General features: G+C 62.6%; 19 protein-coding genes and 2 pseudogenes. 9 read left to right on the top strand and 12 right to left on the bottom strand.

Going from position 1 to position 18,137, the window contains the following annotated elements:
* The first annotated feature begins 34 nt into the window (after nucleotides 1-34).
* Nucleotides 35-514 (top strand): SRPBCC family protein, encoded by a 480-nt coding sequence (locus tag FX984_RS12565; protein WP_065925267.1) that lies wholly within the window; start codon nucleotides 35-37, stop codon nucleotides 512-514.
* Nucleotides 511-1,734 carry an RNA polymerase sigma factor gene (locus tag FX984_RS12560; protein ID WP_146477347.1) on the top strand — a complete coding sequence of 408 codons (1,224 nt, stop codon included), beginning with the start codon at nucleotides 511-513 and terminating at the stop codon, nucleotides 1,732-1,734. Before FX984_RS12565 ends, FX984_RS12560 begins: the two co-directional genes overlap by 4 nt.
* Nucleotides 1,735-1,796: 62 nt before the next feature.
* Here FX984_RS12560 and FX984_RS12555 read toward each other — a convergent pair whose 3' ends face one another.
* Complete coding sequence (locus FX984_RS12555; RefSeq protein ID WP_027605623.1) at nucleotides 1,797-2,651, bottom strand: LysR family transcriptional regulator; 855 nt, start codon at nucleotides 2,649-2,651, stop codon at nucleotides 1,797-1,799.
* Nucleotides 2,652-2,739: 88 nt separating this feature from the next.
* On the opposite strand from FX984_RS12555, the gene FX984_RS12550 reads away from it, so the two are divergent.
* Nucleotides 2,740-3,252 carry a multidrug/biocide efflux PACE transporter gene (locus tag FX984_RS12550; protein ID WP_043293516.1) on the top strand — a complete coding sequence of 171 codons (513 nt, stop codon included), beginning with the start codon at nucleotides 2,740-2,742 and terminating at the stop codon, nucleotides 3,250-3,252.
* Here FX984_RS12550 and FX984_RS12545 read toward each other — a convergent pair.
* Complete coding sequence (locus FX984_RS12545; protein WP_027605624.1) at nucleotides 3,151-3,909, bottom strand: SDR family NAD(P)-dependent oxidoreductase; 759 nt, start codon at nucleotides 3,907-3,909, stop codon at nucleotides 3,151-3,153. The two genes, FX984_RS12550 and FX984_RS12545, sit on opposite strands and share 102 nt — an antisense overlap.
* Nucleotides 3,910-4,014: 105 nt before the next feature.
* Here FX984_RS12545 and FX984_RS12540 point away from each other — a divergent pair, with 105 nt between their 5' ends.
* Nucleotides 4,015-4,911 carry a LysR family transcriptional regulator gene (locus tag FX984_RS12540; RefSeq protein ID WP_027605625.1) on the top strand — a complete coding sequence of 299 codons (897 nt, stop codon included), beginning with the start codon at nucleotides 4,015-4,017 and terminating at the stop codon, nucleotides 4,909-4,911.
* Here FX984_RS12540 and FX984_RS12535 read toward each other — a convergent pair.
* Nucleotides 4,908-5,825, bottom strand: a complete 918-nt coding sequence (locus FX984_RS12535) for a LysR family transcriptional regulator (protein ID WP_146477349.1) — start codon at nucleotides 5,823-5,825, stop codon at nucleotides 4,908-4,910. The genes FX984_RS12540 and FX984_RS12535 overlap by 4 nt on opposite strands.
* A 104-nt stretch (nucleotides 5,826-5,929) precedes the next feature.
* Here FX984_RS12535 and FX984_RS12530 point away from each other — a divergent pair, with 104 nt between their 5' ends.
* The 3 genes from FX984_RS12530 to FX984_RS12520 are packed head-to-tail and all read left to right on the top strand — an operon-like array spanning nucleotide 5,930 to nucleotide 8,594.
* On the top strand, nucleotides 5,930-6,685 hold the full coding sequence (locus FX984_RS12530) for a 5-oxoprolinase subunit PxpA (protein ID WP_027605627.1): 756 nt from the start codon (nucleotides 5,930-5,932) through the stop codon (nucleotides 6,683-6,685).
* Between the two features lie 59 nt (nucleotides 6,686-6,744).
* Nucleotides 6,745-7,623 carry a 5-oxoprolinase subunit B family protein gene (locus FX984_RS12525; protein ID WP_074847505.1) on the top strand — a complete coding sequence of 293 codons (879 nt, stop codon included), beginning with the start codon at nucleotides 6,745-6,747 and terminating at the stop codon, nucleotides 7,621-7,623.
* The gene (locus tag FX984_RS12520) at nucleotides 7,620-8,594 is read left to right on the top strand and encodes a 5-oxoprolinase subunit C family protein (protein ID WP_146477351.1); all 975 of its coding nucleotides are present in this window, start codon (nucleotides 7,620-7,622) and stop codon (nucleotides 8,592-8,594) included. The genes FX984_RS12525 and FX984_RS12520 overlap by 4 nt, the downstream gene beginning before the upstream one ends.
* A gap of 62 nt (nucleotides 8,595-8,656) precedes the next feature.
* Here the strand turns inward: FX984_RS12520 and FX984_RS12515 are convergent, their stop codons facing one another.
* The 4 genes from FX984_RS12515 to FX984_RS12500 all read right to left on the bottom strand — a co-directional run bounded on the left by FX984_RS12515 (nucleotide 8,657) and on the right by FX984_RS12500 (nucleotide 13,364).
* On the bottom strand, nucleotides 8,657-10,273 hold the full coding sequence (locus FX984_RS12515) for an inorganic phosphate transporter (RefSeq protein ID WP_027605630.1): 1,617 nt from the start codon (nucleotides 10,271-10,273) through the stop codon (nucleotides 8,657-8,659).
* 389 nt (nucleotides 10,274-10,662) lie between these two features.
* Entirely contained in the window at nucleotides 10,663-11,682 is a 1,020-nt protein-coding gene (locus tag FX984_RS12510) for a transporter (protein ID WP_027605631.1), read from the bottom strand.
* A gap of 148 nt (nucleotides 11,683-11,830) precedes the next feature.
* The gene (locus FX984_RS12505) at nucleotides 11,831-12,136 is read right to left on the bottom strand and encodes a PepSY domain-containing protein (protein WP_146477353.1); all 306 of its coding nucleotides are present in this window, start codon (nucleotides 12,134-12,136) and stop codon (nucleotides 11,831-11,833) included.
* Nucleotides 12,137-12,236: 100 nt separating this feature from the next.
* Nucleotides 12,237-13,364, bottom strand: a complete 1,128-nt coding sequence (locus FX984_RS12500; protein ID WP_092358444.1) for a glycerophosphodiester phosphodiesterase family protein — start codon at nucleotides 13,362-13,364, stop codon at nucleotides 12,237-12,239.
* A gap of 232 nt (nucleotides 13,365-13,596) precedes the next feature.
* Here FX984_RS12500 and FX984_RS12495 point away from each other — a divergent pair, with 232 nt between their 5' ends.
* A complete protein-coding gene (locus FX984_RS12495; protein ID WP_027605634.1) occupies nucleotides 13,597-13,920 on the top strand; it encodes a DUF2025 family protein in 324 nt (107 codons plus the stop codon).
* A gap of 253 nt (nucleotides 13,921-14,173) precedes the next feature.
* On the opposite strand, the gene FX984_RS12490 is transcribed toward FX984_RS12495, so the two are convergent.
* Both FX984_RS12490 and FX984_RS12485 read right to left on the bottom strand, forming a co-directional pair.
* Nucleotides 14,174-14,497 (bottom strand): antibiotic biosynthesis monooxygenase family protein, encoded by a 324-nt coding sequence (locus FX984_RS12490; RefSeq protein WP_027605635.1) that lies wholly within the window; start codon nucleotides 14,495-14,497, stop codon nucleotides 14,174-14,176.
* The gene (locus FX984_RS12485; protein ID WP_146477355.1) at nucleotides 14,494-15,201 is read right to left on the bottom strand and encodes a CTP synthase C-terminal region-related (seleno)protein; all 708 of its coding nucleotides are present in this window, start codon (nucleotides 15,199-15,201) and stop codon (nucleotides 14,494-14,496) included. Before FX984_RS12485 ends, FX984_RS12490 begins: the two co-directional genes overlap by 4 nt.
* Nucleotides 15,202-15,281: 80 nt before the next feature.
* Between FX984_RS12485 and FX984_RS12480 the strand changes: the two genes are divergently transcribed.
* Nucleotides 15,282-16,163: a LysR family transcriptional regulator gene (locus FX984_RS12480; RefSeq protein ID WP_146477357.1), complete on the top strand. Its 882-nt coding sequence runs from the start codon at nucleotides 15,282-15,284 to the stop codon at nucleotides 16,161-16,163.
* Nucleotides 16,164-16,194: 31 nt separating this feature from the next.
* Here the strand turns inward: FX984_RS12480 and FX984_RS12475 are convergent, their stop codons facing one another.
* From FX984_RS12475 to FX984_RS33170, 3 genes and pseudogenes are all read right to left on the bottom strand, one after another.
* Entirely contained in the window at nucleotides 16,195-16,716 is a 522-nt protein-coding gene (locus tag FX984_RS12475) for a DUF1003 domain-containing protein (RefSeq protein ID WP_065925253.1), read from the bottom strand.
* A gap of 84 nt (nucleotides 16,717-16,800) precedes the next feature.
* Nucleotides 16,801-17,238 (bottom strand): annotated as a pseudogene (locus FX984_RS33175) (methyl-accepting chemotaxis protein); the annotation flags it as partial.
* A gap of 111 nt (nucleotides 17,239-17,349) precedes the next feature.
* Nucleotides 17,350-18,120 (bottom strand): annotated as a pseudogene (locus FX984_RS33170) (PAS domain-containing protein); the annotation flags it as partial.
* Between the last annotated feature and the right edge of the window lie 17 nt (nucleotides 18,121-18,137).

The raw sequence follows: 18,137 nt of genomic DNA, 5'->3' as shown, positions 1-18,137 counted from the left end.
ACACAACAACCATAACGCTTGAGGAGGTTTAGCCATGCCTACGCAACCTGCCGAATTTGAACTGTCCATCAGCCGCGTGATCGATGCGCCGCGCAGCCGGGTGTTCCGCGCCTGGACCGAACCCGCGTTGTTGCAACAATGGTGGGGCCCCCACGGCATGACCACCCCCGAGTGCGAAATGAACCTGTGGGTCGGCGGGCTGTTTCGCACCCTGATGCGCGCGCCGGATGGCAGCGAGTACCCGACCCAGGGCGTGTTCCTGGAGATTGTCGCCCCTCGGCGCCTGGTGTTTACCGACGCCTATACGCCGGGCTGGATCCCTTCGGGCAAACCGTTCATGACCGCCGAAGTGACGCTGCAGGAAGTCGAGGGTAGCAAGACCCTCTACACCGCCCGCGCGATGCACTGGAGCGCCGAAGACAAGCAGGCCCACGAAGCCATGGGCTTTCACGACGGCTGGGGCCAGAGCCTGGACCGCCTGGTGACGCTGGTGACCCAGGGTATGCGCGATTGACGCCTCCCATCGAGGCGATCTACCGCAGTGAGTCCCGGCGCGTCCTCGCCACCCTGATCCGCCTGCTGGGGGATTTCGACCTCGCCGAAGAAGCCTTGCACGAGGCGTTCTTCGTCGCGGTCGAGCGCTGGCCGCAAGAGGGGGGGCCGGACAACCCACGGGCCTGGCTGGTGTCGACCGGACGCTTCAAGGCCATCGACCGTTTACGCCGCCAGGCCCGCTTTACCCCGTTATTGCAGGCGCAGGCCGATGCACTGGAAGCCGCTGACTGGAGCGTTGAGGACGTGGAAGACGACCGCCTGCGCCTGATCTTCACCTGCTGTCACCCGGCGCTGGCGGCCGACGCCCAGGCGGCGCTGACCTTGCGTGAGATCTGCGATCTCACCACCGAAGAAATCGCCCGCGCCTTTCTGGCCACCCCGACCACCATCGCCCAACGCATCGTGCGCGCCAAGGGCAAGATTCGCGAGGCCAAAATCCCTTATCAAGTGCCGTCGCTGGCCGAGCTGCCCGAGCGCCTGGACAGCGTGCTGCGGGTGATTTACCTGGTGTTCAACGAAGGCTATTCGGCGTCCATGGGCGAGGACCTTACGCGCGAGGACCTGACCCGCGAAGCCATTCGCCTCGGCCGCTTGCTCCTGGAATTGCTGCCGGAGCCGGAAGTGATGGGCCTGCTGGCGCTGATGCTGTTGCACGAATCCCGCCGGGCGGCGCGCACCTCGGCCAGCGGCGAGCTGGTGTTGTTGGATGAACAGGATCGTTCGCGGTGGGACGCGTCGCTGATGGCCGAAGGTTGTGGGCTGGTGGAGCAGGCATTGAGCCGTCGCGGCTTTGGCCCGTACTGCCTGCAAGCGGCGATTGCAGCGGTGCATGTCGAAGCGCCCAGGGCCGGGGAAACGGATTGGCCGCAGATTATCGGGCTCTACGATGTGTTGCTCAGGGCCGTGCCGTCGCCGGTGATCGAGTTGAACCGCGCCGTGGCGGTGGCCATGGGCGAAGGGCCGTTGGCGGGGCTGCAGTTGGTGGAAGGCATTCTGGCGCGCGGGGCGTTGCTGGATTACCACTTGGCACATTCGGCGCGGGGCGAGTTTTGCCGGCAGTTGGGGCGGGTGGAAGAGGCCCGGGCAGCCTACGAAAAAGCCCTGTCGCTGACCCGGCAAATCCCGGAAAAACGCTTCCTCAAACACCGCCTGGCCGAACTCAATCTCCCCAAGCAATGAAGATCAAAAATGTGGGAGGGGGCAAGTCCCCTCCCACATTAATCTCAATTGTCTGAAAAAAATCACTCCAGCATCTTCCCCAACAACCAACTCCCCGCCGGCCCCGGCGGATGGTGCCGAGACCACAGTGCATCCACGGCCACCGAACGCGGCCAACCCCGTGCCTTGAGTTCGATCAACTGCCCGCCACCAAAGCGCTCCACCAGCCAGCGCGGAATCGGTGCCCAGCCAAACCCCAACTGGGCCATCTCCAACAGCATCAGGTAACTGGGGGCCGACCACACACGGCCATTGGCGCGGGTTTCGTTCGGGTTGATGATGCTGGCCAGACGCAATTCGCGGTGCTGTTGCAGGGTGTGCGCGGTGAGGGTACCGACGCCCGCCAGCGGATGTCTGGGTGACACGAACAGGGCAATTTCCGTGCGCTCGTCCACGGGCGCGCGGGTCAGGTCCGGCGGATACTCTTCCTGGTGTTCAATAAACGCAATCTGCGCGCGACCGCTTTGGACCAGGGCGATCAGGTCTTCGCATTCGGCGATCAGGCATTCCAGCTCCAGGTCCGGGTAGCGCTGTTCAAAGGCGCTGAGGGCGACCTCGAAACGGTCGGACTGGTAGGTATCGGACATGGCGATACTCAGCTTCGGCTCCAACCCCTGGGCCAACTGACTCGCCGCCAATTCCAGCCGGCTGCTGGCCTCCAGCACCTGCTCGGCGCGTTGCAGCAACACATGGCCCGCCGGCGTCAGCGTCGGCTTGCGGCTGCTGCGATCGAACAGCACCACATCCAGGTCAATCTCCAGGCTCGCCACGGCCGCGCTGACGGTGGACTGGCTCTTGCCGAGCTTGCGCGCCGCCGCCGAGAACGAGCCTTGGGTGGCCGCCTGCACAAACGCCTGCAGCACTTCGTTAGAGGCCATGACTATCGCCTTGATCGATGGTTATTGGTTATGAAGTATCGAGTCAAAGGCTAATGATGACAACCATCGTCACTCACGGAGCCGGGTCATGAACCCTACCAAGTCGATTACTGAACGTGTTTGCCAGGCCATTGGTTTCGAAGCCCTGGCATTGTTGATCTGCACCCCGTTGCTGGCGTGGATCATGGACAAGCCTGCCCTGGAGATGGGCATGGTCACCCTGGCGATCAGCCTGTTGGCGCTGGCCTGGAACGTGATTTTCAACGGCCTGTTCGACCGCCTCAAGGCGCGCCTGCAACTGGCCAGCAACGGTTGGACCCGCGTGCTGCACGCCTTGATGTTTGAAGGTGGGTTGATCCTGGTGTGTGTACCGCTGATTGCCGCCTGGCTGAACATCAGCCTGGTGCAGGCGTTTATCCTCGACATAGGCGTACTGCTGTTTTTCCTGCCGTACACCTATGTGTATCACTGGGGGTATGACGTACTGCGCGACAAGCTCCTACAGAAACATGCCGCCCGACGCCTCGATACGCTGGCCGGTGATCCAGGCACTACCGTCGGCGAGCAGGCTGGCAATCGCGCCGCCGATATCGTCCGGTAACCCGGCGCGGCCCAAGGCGGTATTGCTGGCGACCATGGCGTTGAGGTTGGCGTTGTCGCGCACGGCACCACCGCCGAAGTCGGTTTCAATGGCGCCGGGGGCCAGGATGTTAACGCTGATGCCACGGCCGCCCAGCTCTTTGGCCTGGTAGCGGGTCAGCACTTCCATCGCGCCTTTCATGGCGGCGTAAGCGGCGTAGCCGGGCAGGCTGAAACGCGCCAGACCGCTGGAAATATTGACGATGCGCCCGCCGTCGTGGATCAACGGCAACAGCTGTTGGGTCAGGAAAAACGGACCCTTGAATTGGATCGCCACCAATTGATCGAACTGCGCTTCGGTGGTCTCGGCGAAGCTGGCGTGAATGCCGATACCGGCGTTGTTGATCAGAAAATCGAAGCGGTCCTGTGCGAAAACGTCCTTGAGTACGCCAGCAATCTCACCGACGAAATCAGCAAATGTCGCGCTCTGGCTCACGTCCAGTTTCAGCATCGCGGCACGGCCGCCCAGCTGTTCGATCTGTGCGACCAATGCCTGCGCTTCATCGGCCTTGCTGTGGTAAGTGCCAATGATGTCGACGCCTTGTGCCGCCAGGTGCAGGGCGGTGTTTTTGCCCAGGCCACGGCTGGCTCCGGTGATCAATGCGATTTTACGGGTCATGGTGCAGTCCTCTGATGTGATCGTGGGAATAAGTGTATTTGTCCGTGGATAACGTGATAAACAGCGCTATACCGGAATCACTGGCCGAATAAGACGAACAATCCCATGAACAAACTGGAGCTGCTGCGCACCTTTGTGCGCGTCACTGAGCTGTCGAGTTTCACCGGTGCCGGCGAGAGCCTGGGCCTGCCGCGCTCCACGGTGTCGGAACATGTGCAGGCGCTGGAAGAGCTGCTCGGCGCCCGCCTGTTGCAGCGCACCACGCGCAAGGTGCAGGCCACCCAGGATGGCCGCGTGCTGTATGAGCGCAGCAAGGATTTGCTCGCGCACATGGAGGAGTTGGAAGGGCTGTTTCGCCAGGACGAAGCGCAACTGGCCGGGCGGATTCGGGTGGACATGCCCAACATGATGGCGCGGGACTTGATCCTGCCGCGTCTGCCGCAATTCATGGACGCGCATCCGCTGATCGAACTGGAGATCAGCACCACCGACCGCCAGGTCGACCTGCTCGCCGAAGGCTTCGATTGCGTGCTGCGCGTGGGCGCGCAGCCGGACCAGAGCGTGGTGGCGCGGCTGCTGTGCAGCATGCCGATGATCAACTGCGCGAGCGCCACCTACCTGCAACGCTACGGCGTGCCCCGGACACTGGCCGACCTCGCCGACCATCACCTGGTGCATTACGTGCGGCCGTTGGGTTCACGCTCGGCGGGGTTTGAGTACGTGCAGGGCAACAAGGTGCTGCGCATTCCCATGGGCGGGCGGGTCACGGTCAACAGCACCGATGGCTACAAGTCTGCCTGCCTGGGCGGTTTCGGGATTATTCAGGTGCCGGCCCTGGGCATGGGTGACGAATTGGCCAGCGGGGAGCTGGTGGCGGTCCTGCCGGACTATCCGGCCCCGCCGCTGGATGTGTCCCTGCTCTACGCCGGTCAGCGGCATTTGCCGCTGCGGGTGCGGGTGTTCATGGACTGGTTGGCGGCCATTCTGCATTCGCAGCTTTAACGCCGCGCCGACAGCTGTTGCGGCGCGAGGAAGGCGTCGTGGAAGTAATCGCGAAACGCCTGCATTGCCGGGGTAAAGGCGCGTTCGCGGTGCCAGGCCAGGCCGACGCTCATGGGCGTGACGGGGTCGGTGACGGTCAGGGTTTCGATGCGCTTGCCTTCCAGCGACCAGGGCCGGTGCACCAGGTCCGACAGGATCGCCACGCCGCTGCCATTGGCAACCATGCTGCGCACCGCCTCCACCGAACTGGTGCGCAGCCGCACCTTGGGCGTTTGCCCGGCCTGTTCCCAGTACCGCATGGCGCTGTGTTCGGCCTCATCGACGGTGAGCAGGATGTACGGCTCCTGCGCCACATCCGCCAGGCTCACCGCACCGCGTTCGCACAATGGGTGATGGCTGGGCAGCCATAAACGACGTTCCGAGTTGAACAGGATTTCCGAGACGATCGCCGGGTGGGTGAGGTTCGCGGTGAGGACCACGGCCATGTCGAACTGGCCATCGAGCAGACCCTGTTCGATGGCCTGGCGCTCCTGCTCGAACACCTCCAGGGTCACATCCGGGTGCCAGTGCTCCATGCGCTGCAGGTGGTGCGGCAGGAAGTAACCCAGCACCGTGTAGCTGGCCGCCAGCCGCAGCACGCCGCTGGCGCGGTAGTCGGGCAACGGGCTGTTCAGCGCATCGTCGACACTGCGCACAATCACGTAGGCGCGGTTGAGAAAGTGCCGCCCGGCATCGGTCAGGTTCATGCCCTGGGCCGAGCGCACAAACAGTTGCACGCCGAGCAGGGTTTCCAGCTCCTTGATCGCCGTGGTCACGGCAGACTGGGAGATGTTCAGATAAATCGCCGCCTGGGAAATCTGGCCGATTTCGGCGGTGGCCACGAAGTAGCGGATTTGGCGCAAGGTCAGGGACATGGCTTTATCTGATTTTCAGAAGATGAGCCATCTGATAATAGATCTTCCCAAGGGGTCAAGCCGCAGCCTACTTTCGAGCATCACCTTTTGGCGGAGCGTCCCCGATGCAGGCAGTGGATTTCAATTCAGACATGGGCGAAGGCTTCGGTCCCTGGACCATCGGCGACGGCGTCGACGCGGAGCTGATGGCCTATATCAGCTCGGCCAATATCGCCACCGGCTTCCATGCCGGCGACCCCGGCACCATGCGCCGCACCGTCGCGCGGGCCAAGCAATTGGGGGTGGCCATCGGCGCGCATCCTGGCTTTCGCGACCTGGTGGGTTTCGGTCGTCGACATATCCATGCGCCGGCCCAGGAACTGGTGGACGACATGCTCTACCAACTGGGCGCCCTGCGCGAAATCGCCCGCGCCCAGGGCATGACCCTGCAACACATCAAGCCTCATGGCGCGCTCTACATGCACCTGGCCCGCGACGAAGAAGCCGCGCGCCTGCTGGTACAGAACCTGCAAATCATCGAGCCGACGCTGTTGCTGTACTGCATGCCCAACTCGGTGATCTGGCGCGTGGCCAAGGAACTCGGGCAGCCGGTGGTGCGCGAATTCTATGCCGACCGTGAGTACGATCTAACCGGCTCCATTGTGTTTACCCGCAACGTACGTGCGCTGGATCCGGCCACGGTCGCGGCCCGTGTCCTACGGGCGTGTCAGACGGGGCTGGTGCGTACCGTAGAAGGCGAAGACCTGTTTATTGAATTCGACTCCATCTGCCTGCACAGCGATACCCCCGGCGCGCTGGAGTTGGTGGAGGCCACCCGTGAAGCGTTGGACCAGGCCGGCATCACAGTCAAAACCCCCTAATAAGATCGTACGTTTACTTTTTTGCCTGCCTTTCTATAACGATTCCAAGAGGAACAGACATGGCTGAAACGTCCCCCATCCGCTACAGCTTCGGCGGTGATGAACACCTGTTCGCCGAAGTCAGCGAGAGCATGTCCCTTGAGGCTTTTTTCAAGGGCATGGCCGTGACCCGTGCCGTGGAACGCCTGGCGCTGGAGGGCGTGCTGGATGTGTGCCTGGCCAATGCCTCGTTCCAGATTCGCTTCGACCCCGACCGCATCGCCCCCCATGTGCTGCTCGACGCCGTGCAGAGCGCCGAAGCCCAGGCCGTGGCCGAGCGCACCCTGCACACGCGCATCATCGAAATCCCGGTGCTCTATAACGACCCCTGGACCCATGAAACCCTGATGCGCTTTCGCGACCGCCATCAAGACCCCGGCGCCACCGACCTGGAATACGCCGCGCGCATCAATGGCCTGGCCGATGTCGAAGCGTTTATCGCCGCCCACAGTGGTGCGCCGTGGTTTGTCTCGATGGTGGGTTTTGTCGCGGGCTTGCCGTTCATGTTCCAGATGGTCGAGCGCGAGCGGCAGTTGCAGGTGCCCAAGTACCTGCGCCCGCGCACCGACACGCCGAAGCTGACCCTCGGCCATGGCGGTTGCTTCGGCTGCATCTACTCGGTGCGCGGCGCCGGCGGCTACCAGATGTTTGGCGTGACCCCGGCACCGATCTACGACCCGGCGCAGCAGCTGGCCTACCTCAAGGCGCATATGGTGTTTTTCCGGCCGGGTGACATCGTGCAATTCAAACCCATCGACCGGGACGCCTACGACCTGGCGGTTGCCGAGGTGGAGGCAGGACGTTTCGACCTGCGCATTCGCCCGGTGGAATTTTCCCTCGATGCGTTTCTCGCCGACCCCATCGGCTATCCGAAAACCCTGCAGGAGGCGCTGGCATGATCAAGGTCCTCAAACCCGGCCTCGCCACCTCTGTGCAGGACCTGGGCCGCGAAGGTTATTACCATCTGGGCATTCCGCCATCGGGTGCTTTGGACCAATACGCCCTGAGTGCGGCCAATCATCTGGTGGGTAACCCGGTAGGCGCTGCCGGCCTGGAATGCACCTTGATCGGGCCGGAACTGGAGTTTCAGCGCGATACCCTGGTCGCGCTCAGCGGTGCGTTGATGTCGCCGCGCCTGGACGGTGAAGTGGTGCATCAGGACACCGCGTTCCAGGTACGTGCCGGGCAGGTGCTGCGTTTCGAATTTCCCAAGGCCGGTGCCCGCACTTACCTCGCCGTCGCCGGTGGCATTGACGTGCCGTTGGTGCTTGGCAGCCGTTCCACCTACACCCTCGGCGCCCTTGGTGGTTTCCACGGGCGACGCTTGCAGGCAGGCGATGAGCTGCCCATCGGTGACGCCAGCGGTCTCGGGCGGGCAGGCAACAGTTTGCCGATGGCATTGCGCCGCTCGGTGGGCGGCGATGTCACGTTGCGCGTGGTGCCGGGGCTGTATTACGAGCGCTTGACCGCGGGTGCCAAGCGCAGTTTTTTTGCCGAACCGTGGACGGTCGGCTCCGAGGCGGACCGCATCGGCTACCGCTTCAAGGGCGGCAGTGCGCTGAGCTTTCAACCGCGTGAGCAGCCGTTCGGCGCGGGGTCGGATCCATCGAATATCGTCGACAGTTGCTACCCGATTGGCTCGATACAGGTACCGGCGGGGCTGGAGCCGATTGTGCTGCACCGCGATGCGGTATCCGGCGGTGGCTACGCGATGATTGGCACGGTGATCAGTGCCGACCTGGACTTGATCGGGCAGATGCAGCCGAACCAGCGGGCGGGGTTTGTGGCGGTGACGTTGGAGCAGGCACTGGAGGCGCGGCGGGTGTACAAGAAGCGGCTCAAGGCCATGGCGGGACTCTTCAACAACTGACACGACACACATCCAAATATGGGAGGGAGCAAGCCCCTCCCACATTTTCAATCTTGGGTTGGTCAGAAGAGTTGGGTGAACAGCCAGTAGAGGCTGCCGGACAGCAGAATCGCCGCCGGCAAGGTGAGCACCCACGCCATCAGCAAATTGCGGATGGTCCGCATCTGCAACCCACCCCCATTGGCCACCATGGTCCCCGCCACACCCGACGACAACACATGGGTGGTCGACACCGGCAGCCCGAACATATCCGCTGCGCCAATGGTCAGCATCGCCACGGTCTCGGCCGAGGCGCCCTGGGCGTAAGTCAGGTGGGTCTTGCCGATCTTCTCGCCCACGGTGACCACGATGCGCTTCCAACCGACCATGGTGCCAAGCCCCAGGGCGATGGCCACGACAATCTTCACCCACAGCGGAATAAAGCGCGTGGCATCGTCGATCTGTTGCTTGAACAGTTGCAGCTTGCCTTGGGTGTCAGCGTCGAAATTGCCGACCTTGCCTTTGTCCATCAGGCGAATGGTTTCGCTGCTCAGGTACATATCGTTACGCACGTTGCCCACGGCTTCGGCGGGGACTTTGGCCAGGGAACCGTAGCCTTTGACCTGGTCACCGATCTGGCCGGCGAGGGCGGCGAGGGCGGGAATCAACTCGGGCGTGGCTTCCTTGGTGCGCATGTAGGTCGAAAGCACCGGCCGAGGGTCACCCGCCAACGCCCGCGGCGCTGTTTTCATCAGCGCCACCTGGGTCACTTCGGCGACTGCGGCGAACTGCAACGACTGTTCGGCCGGCATGGCGCGGTTCAGCGCATAGGCCATCGGCAGGGTACCCACCAGGATCAGCATGATCAGGCCCATGCCTTTTTGCCCATCGTTGGAACCGTGGGCAAAGGACACGCCGGTGCAGGTGGCGATCAGCATGCCGCGAATCCACCAGGGCGGCGGGGTGTCGCCCTTGGGGGCCTTGTACAACGCACGGTTTTTCACAAAGGCGCGCAGGGCCAGCAACAGCAAGGCGGCGAAGGCGAAGCCGATCAGTGGCGAGAGCAGCAGCGCATAACCGATCTTGATCGCCTGGCTCCAATCCACACCGCTGGTGCCGTCACGCCCGTGCATCAAGGCATTGGCCACGCCGACGCCGATGATCGAACCGATCAGGGTGTGGGACGACGAGGCCGGCAAACCCAGCCACCAGGTGCCGAGGTTCCACAGGATCGCGGCGATCAGCAAAGCGAAGATCATCGCGAAGCCGGCCGATGAACCCACCTGCAGAATCAGCTCCACCGGCAGCAAGGCAATGATGCCGAACGCCACCGCACCGCTGGACAGCAGCACACCGAGGAAATTGAAGAAACCCGACCACACCACCGCAAACTGCGGCGGCAGCGAGTTGGTGTAGATCACCGTCGCCACCGCGTTGGCAGTATCGTGGAAACCGTTGACGAACTCGAAACCCAGGGCAATCAACAGCGCCACACCCAGCAGCAGGAACGGCGTCCACGTGGTGAGCTGGGCGCCCATTTCGTGCATGTCGTGCATGAGGCTGTAGGCGGTAAACAACAGGCCCATGGCAAGCACGGCGAAGAAAACGATCACCGTCACCAGGCCGGGTTTCTTGTCCAGGCGCGGTTTTGAGTCGACGGAGGATGAGTGCGTGGAGGCAGTCAGGGAAGGGGTGGCCATGCCGGGGCATCCGTGTGGGGAGGATGCCGCTCATATTCATTGCAGAATGTTACAGCGATGCTGCCGCAAATCATTGTTTAGGTAATTGGATCTGCCACTGGTCTATAAACCGCTGGAGAGCCACGTGTCTAAACAACTTTTCAGACCTTGAAAAATCTCCCTGTGGCGAGCGGGCTTGTCCCGCGTTGGGCTGCGCAGCAGCCCCAGTAAAGAAGAACGCGGTGTATCAGACACTCTGTAGAGGCTGGTTTTGGGGCTGCTTCGCAGCCCAACGCGGGACAAGCCCGCTCACCACAACAGCCCTATTTGCCGGACGTTCAGCGTTCAGCTAGCGTTGTGTGGATACCCACGGTCATCGGGACCAAGCCCCTCCGACAATTGATCGCATTTCAATTTGAAAACTTGCGAAACGCCCAGCGCCCGGCGATCAGCGTGAAGGTCGCGACCAACGCCACCAGGATCCAGAACCCCTCGGGGTCCTGTGAAAGTGGCACACCGCCCACGTTCATGCCGAAAAAACCGGCGATGATATTGATCGGCAACGCCAGCACCGTCACCACGGTAAGGGTGAACAGCGTGCGGCTGCTTTGCTCGTTGAGGTTGGCGGCGATCTCTTCCTGCAGCAGCTTGATCCGTTCGCCCAGCGCCGTCAGGTCGTTGATGATCAGCGCAAACTCCTCGGTGGATTTGCGCAACTCCTTCACGTCTTCCTTTTGCAGCCATTGCGGCGGGCGGTTGAGCAGGCGCAGCAGTGAACCCGGTTCCAACGCGAGCAGGCGTTGCAGGCGCACCAGCACCCGGCGCGCCGCCCCCAGTTCCGCGCGGTTGGTGGACAGGCGCGAGGACAGCAACTGGTCCTCGATATGGTCGACGCTGATGCTGGTCTTGCGCACGATCTGGGTCAGCACTTCCCCCTGGTCGCGCAGCAGGTGCACCAGCAACTCCAGCGGCGAACGAAAGCGTTCGCCGGCCTTCACCGACGAGCGCAACTTGTCCACCGAGTGCAAGGGTTGCAGGCGTGCGCTGATCAACAGCCGGCTGCGGGCGCAGACCCACAGCGTGGAAATATCCGACGAAACCATGCTGCTGAAGTTGAACACCACGTCGTTGACCACCGCCAGCAAGGCTGAGTCGACGTGTTCGATACGGGTGGAGCGCGAGCCTTCGTGCAGGGCCTCGAAGAATTCTTCGGGTAAATCCAGGTTGGCCTGCATCCAGCGTTCGCAGGCGGCGTGGGCCAGGTTCAAGTGCAGCCACAGGAACTCTTCCGGGTCGGCGGGTTGCTGCAAGGCCGCGAGGGCCGCGGCCGAATCAATCTGTTCGCCCTTTTCACCGGGACGAAAACGAAAACCGTAAAGCAAGCCAAACAGGTCAGAGTCCTGGTGGCTGTGGTCGAGGCTGTGGTTCATGGAGACTCGCAGAGAAAGCGCCTGTAGGACGTTTCACAGGTTCGCGTGGGCGAATCATTGCAAGGAGGTATGACAGTTATATGACGTTTTAGCGCTGCGCATAAAAAAACGCGCCACCCGGAGGTGGCGCGTTTTTTCGAGGTTCAACTCAAGTGTCTTGCTTGTTTTCCAGCACCGCGCCGGTCTTGGCGTCGAGCTTCACTTCAAAGCGCTTGCCGGCGGTGTCGGTCAGGTCGACTTCGTAGACCAGTACCCCGTTTTTGTGGTCCAGCTCGGTGTCGGTGATGCTGCTACCGGCGTGGGTGGCCACGGCGGCGGTGTTGAGTTTCTCGAACGGCATCACGGCGCCGGACTTGAGCAGGCCTTCAATCTGGTCCGGGCGAACATCGGCCTGGGCCAGGCCGGCGGTCAGGGTCAGGGCGGTGGCGGCGAACAGGGCGGTCAGGGTTTTCATGGTGTGTGTCCTTCTCTGGTGAGCTGTTTAAGTGGCGCCAGATTAACCGGCGCAACTTAACTCATCCTTAATGGCGCACTGACACCAATGCCCGACTCACTCAGTACTTATAGTCGTTCAGCAGGTCCTGAACGCTGGACGACGGCCAGCGCTTGTAGAACTTCAGCAGTTCGGCGGCGCGGTTGGTGAAGATACCGTCGACGCCGGCTTTCATCACTTTGTCGAAATCGACCGGCTCATCCACGGTGTAGACGTGTACCAGCAGGCCCTTGTCGTGGGTCAGCTTGTTCATTTCAGGTTTCACCAGGTCGGTGTAGCTCTGGTCGCCATGGGCGGTCAGCTCAGCCGATGGGCCGGTGCCGATGGCGCCGAGGCTCTTGGCTTCGTCGACCCACTTTTCGAACTCGGCGGCGTCTTTCGGCTCTTGCTTGGCGTAATAGGCGGCCTTGGTCGGTTCGCCGGATTCGGCAAAGGTCTGCGTGGATTTCGGCTCGATGCTGCCCGGGCCAACCCACAACAGCAGGATTTTCGGGGTGTTCGGCATTTCTTTCTGCAGCTCTTTCAAGCTGTCTTTTTCAAACGTCTGCAGCACCACACGGCCCTTGCCCTGGCCGACACCGGTGTTGCTCTTGCCCAGCTTGGAGCCGGCGGAGCTCAACCAGCCTTTATCCAGCAGCTTGTTTTTCAGGTCGGCTTCGATACCCGGGAATTGCTTGGGCTCCTTGGTTTCGATGTACAGGCCGGGTTTGTGCTGCGGGTTGCCTTCGGCGATCTTGATGATGTCGTCCAGGCTCTGGATCTTCAGGCCAACGAAGCCTGGACGCGCACGGTCCGGGTAGGCGGCGTTGAACCAACTGCCGGCGTCGAGGGTTTGCAGTTCTTTCCAGGTGAACTCGTTGGCCGGGGCGTCCTTGCGCTCAGGGAACTTGGTGGCCACGTCGGTGGTGCGCTGCAGGTTGTTGTCGTGCAGGGCGAACAGCACGCCGTCCTTGCTGCGCTGCAGGTCCAGTTCCAGGTAGTCGGCACCCAGGTCGCGCGCGACTTTGTAGGCGGCGGCGGTGGATTCCGGCGCGTCGTAGGACGCGCCACGGTGAGCGATCACGGCGGGGTAGGGAATGCCTTCGTTTGTCGCCAGTTCAGCCGGGCTGATCGGTTCGGCAGCCTGTGCCTGGCCGAGGCCAAGCGCCAGTGCGAGCAGCAGGGCGCTCTTGGAAAACGTGACAGGCATATGCGAAGTCCTTTCGTGGAGGTAGCTTTGAGAAGGCCTCCTTTTTAACAATTGATTGCGAAAGGCGCTATCACCAAACCGACATTAACGTGCGCACGTGCCAATTTTCTCGGTTTTTTTGCGCGGCATTGCAGTACTCTTGCTCGCAGCCGCCCCGCCAGAGGACGGTATTTTCTGCCACGCGTGTAAACCATCTTTCCAGTCCCTGTGGGACTTTTCAGTGAGGTTTACCATGCGCATCACCTCCGAGCTTATCTGCCAGGCCGCCGACCAACTCCACGGTTTTGTTGGCCTCAACCGCAAGACCGGCCAGTACATCGTGCGTTTCAGCGAAGATTCCTTCGGCATGGACGTGGCCGACGACGGCATTATCCCCACCGCTGAATTTGTCTGGCTGCCGGCCCCCGAGCAGACCATGACCCTGTCCCGCGAGCGTATCCAGTTGCTGCTCGACCAGAATATCGACGACCGCATCAACATCAGCGAGCCGCTGCGCGTGTACATGAAACGGGTGGAAATTCCACAGATCAGTGCGCTGCGCAGCCTGGTGAGCTAGGAGGCATAGGCGGTGAGTGAGGGTTCTGTGGCAGGCCGGCTTGTTGTGATGAGCGGGTCTGTTGTGGTGAGCGGGCTTGCCCCGCGCTGGGCTGCGAAGCAGCCCCAATTCAGTTGACGCGGTTCTCCTGACTAACCGCAGCGTCTGGTTCAGGGGCCGCTTCGCGCCCCAGCGCGGGGCAAGCCCGCTCACCACAACAGACCCGCTCACCACAACAGGCCTGCTAGCCACAGAGGGCCAGGCGATACGACGGTTACTGGCCTTGGAATGTGTAGGCCCGCTCCACCTTGCACACCCGTGTTTGAAACGCCGAGTACCAGGTGGCGCGTCCTTGTTCGCGCACCGCCCGGTGCTCGGCCTGCTGCTTCCAGGCCAGGATCGCCGCCTCGCTGCTCCAGTAGGACACGGTAATCCCCAGGCCATCCTCCCTCGCCGATTCCACCCCGAGAAACCCCGGTTGATCGCGAGCCAACTCCAGCATGCGGGCGGCGGCCTGGCCGTAGCCTTGATCGCCGTCGGTGCGCAATGAGCTGAAAATCACTGCGTAGTAGGGTGGGGCGGGGGTCTTGGCGATCATGCGTATTGCTCCTGGCACGCCTTGAGCAAGGCAATCGCCAAAGGCGGCGTGACGCCCTTGAGGGCGGTACGTTCAGGCTGGAACAGGGTGGCAACGAAAAATGGATGGTCGAGCAACTCCACCGCGCGCAGATCGCCGGCTGCGTCATGCCCGCTGGGAATCATCTCGCGCTCGAGCAGCGCATCGGCGAATTCGGGGTTGATGCCGTAGCGGCAGCGGTAACCTTCCTCGATGTCAAGACGGCCGTAGGCCTCGGCGATGCGTGTGTAGGGTGTCAGGCGCAGGCTGTCGGTGGCGTCAACCAGTGCGCAGCTCAGGGGGGTGATCACTGCGCGTTCGGCGCCCGGCGCCAGCTCGCCATGTTCGGCATCGGCCCAGCCCAGCACGTTGCGGGCGTATTCCAGCACCGCATGTTGAAAACCACCGCAAGTGCCGAGGAAAGGTCGCCGCTGTTCGCGGGCAAAACGGATCGCCCGCAACGCGCCGTCGGTGTCGCGGTAGGGGCTGGCGGGCACGCACCAGAAACCGTCGAAGCCGTGCAGTGCTGTGGTGGGCGTGAGGGTGTCGGTGTCGAGCCATTGCAGATGAACCTGCAAACCGAGGGTTTCGCCGGCCCGTTGCAGCGCGACGGGAATGGCCTGGTGCGCGATGACATCGGGGTTGTAATCGCCGATCAGGGCGAGGTGCAGGGTGGTGGCGTTCATCGTGTGCGTCCCATGGCTTGTGGTGTCCTTATGCGCACTATAGATTGGCGTGCACGCAATCAATATTGGCGTTTGCCCACATGCTCAATGCAGCCACGCACTATCAGCTCGATTACCCCGACCTGTCGCTGATCCTCGCCCTGGTGCGTGGCGGCACCCTGGCGCGGGCGGCGGCATTGTTGCGGGTGGATGTGTCCACGGTGTTCCGCGCGGTGCGACGGCTGGAGGCCGCATTGGGCCAGACGCTGTTTGAAAAAAGCCGCGCCGGCTACCTGCCCACCAGCCTCGCCAATAGCCTGGCGCAGCAGGCCGAACGTGCCGAACAAGCGCTTGAGGCGGCGCGCATCGGCGTGGAGCAGGGTGGCGAGGTGATCAGCGGCACGGTGCGCCTGACCTGTACCGACTCGGTGTTGCAAGGGCTGCTGCTGCCGGCGCTGGCGCAGTTCATGCCGGACTACCCGGCGCTGACCCTGGAGCTGAGCACGTCGAATGATTTCGCCAACCTCAGCCGCCGCGATGCCGACATCGCCCTGCGCCTGACCAGGACTCCGCCAGCGCATCTGGTCGGCCGTTGCCTGGGGGCCGTGGCGTATCAGGTGTGTGCCAGCCCCACGTATGCGCATCAACACGCCGCACGCTCACTGGCGGACCTGGCCTGGATCGCGCCGGACGATTTCCTGCCCGACCACCCCACGGTGACCTGGCGCCGCGAACACCTGCCCGGTGTACGCCCCAGCTATCGCTGCAACAGCATGTTGTCGGTGACCGAACTGGTGCGGGCCGGGTTGGGGGTGGCGGCGCTGCCGGACTTTCTGCTGGATGATGGCCTGCAACCCCTGGGCCCCGCGTTGGCCGGGCACGACACCGCGTTATGGCTGCTGACGCGCCCCGATTGCCGCGCGTTGCGCTCGGTGGTGACGCTGTTTGATGAGTTGGGCCGGCATGTGCAGATGAAACCCTGACACACCTCCCTCCCACGTGGAGTTCGCGTTGTTATTGAGGTTTTCGCACATAGTGCTCGTGCATTTCGCACGTCAGGGTTTCGATGTGTTCGGTCAGTTGCTTGGTCATTTCCGTCAGCCGGGTGTTTTGCTCCAGCAATTCGAGCAACTGTCTGGTGGTTTGCGCGGCCTGGGCCTGGCGTTCGGTATTGGCGATGGCCAGGGCTTCACGGTGTTGCGCATCGGCGTCGGACTGGGCTTTGTCGCGGGCCGCCTGGCGCGTCTGGGCCAGCAGGATCAGCGGCGCGGCATAGGCGGATTGCAGGCTGAAGGCCAGGTTGAGGAGGATGAACGGGTACACGTCGAAGTGGGTGATGCCGGTTACGTTCAGCACCACCCACAAGATCACGATCGCGGTTTGCGCACCGAGGAAGGTCGGTGTACCAAAGAAGCGCGCAAAAGCCTCGGCCTTGAGGGCAAAGGTATCGTTGCCGAAGGTCGGGGCCAGGTGGGCGTGGCGGCGGTGAAAACGCAGGTGATCGACGGGGGCGGTTTCGGGCTTGTCGGGGGTCATGGTCGGCTCGGGTCATCAACGTTAAGACAGTGAATCACTATAGTCCTGGCGACCTGTCTTACACATGAATAACCCGTGGCCTACTTAGTGGGCACTCCGCTCATTGGCAAACGCACTCACCGCGTGCACCGCCTCGCTGGTGCCTTCGCGAATCTGCAGGATCACCGTACCGGCCTGGTCGGCCAGTTCCACGCCCTGGGCAGCGCGGTCGCGGGTCGCGTCCATGCTGTCGATGGCTTGGCGGGTTTCAGCCTGGATCACCGCGATCATGCTGGAAATCTCCGTGGTGGAACCGCTGGTGCGCGCCGCCAACTGCCGCACTTCATCGGCCACTACGGCAAAACCACGGCCTTGTTCACCCGCGCGCGCCGCTTCGATAGCGGCATTGAGTGCCAGCAGGTTGGTTTGTTCGGCAATGCCGCGAATGGTGTTGACGATGGTGGTGATCTGCTGCGAGCGCTCGCCCAGCTTGGCGATCAGTTGCGAGGAGTTGTCGATGTCCGAGGAAATTTCACGCATGCCGCTGGCTGTTTTCTGGATCACGTCGGCGCCTTTTTCCGCCATGTCCTGGGTGTGCAGGGACAGGTGATAGGCCTGGGCGGCGCTCTGCGCGTCAGCGGCATGTTGTTGCACGCGCGCGGTGATGTCCGAGGCGAACTTCACCACTTTGCGCAGGCGTCCGCTGGCGTCGTACACCGGGTTGTAGCTGGCTTCGAGCCAAACAGGCCGGCCGTTTTTATCCACGCGCTCGAACTGGCCGCTGAACAATTCACCTTGGTTCAGGCGTCGCCAGAACTCGCTGTAGGCTGAGCTCGCGGCGGTCTCTGGGGTACAGAACAGACGATGATGCTGGCCCTGGATCTGCGCCAGGCTGTAGCCCATGCGCTGCAGGAAGTTGGCGTTGGCGGTGATGATCGTGCCGTCGAGGTTGAACTCGATGACGGCCATGGCCCGGCCGATGGCTTCCAACTTGGCGTTGGCCTCGCTTTCGGCCTGCAGGCGCGGGGTAACGTCCAGGGCGTACTTCACCACTTTGATCACACGGCCCGCGTTATCAGGTACCGGGGTGTAGCTGGCTTCCAGCCACACCGACTGACCATTGCCGCCCACCCGTTCAAAGGTACCTGATTGGAACTGACCCTTTTGCAGGTTGGCCCAGAGTTGTTGGTACTCGGCGCTGCGGGCGAAGGCGGGCGTGCAGAACATCCGGTGGGATTGGCCTTCGATCTGCTCGGCGCGGTAGCCCAGGGTATTGAGGAAGTTGTCATTGGCCCGCAGCACGAGGCCTTGCGGATCGAATTCGATCACCGCCATGGAGCGTTCGATGGCGTCCAGCAGGCTGGCCTGATGAGCCACGGTGTGTTGCAGGGTATCGATGGTTTTCTTGTGGGCGTTGAATAGCATGTTCGGGGGCTCGGGCA

Source organism: Pseudomonas marginalis (assembly GCF_008692035.1).
Taxonomy (GTDB): Bacteria; Pseudomonadota; Gammaproteobacteria; order Pseudomonadales; family Pseudomonadaceae; genus Aquipseudomonas; species Aquipseudomonas marginalis.
The sequence above is the reverse complement of the archived record's forward strand: the minus strand, read 5'-3'. Positions and strand labels throughout refer to the sequence as shown.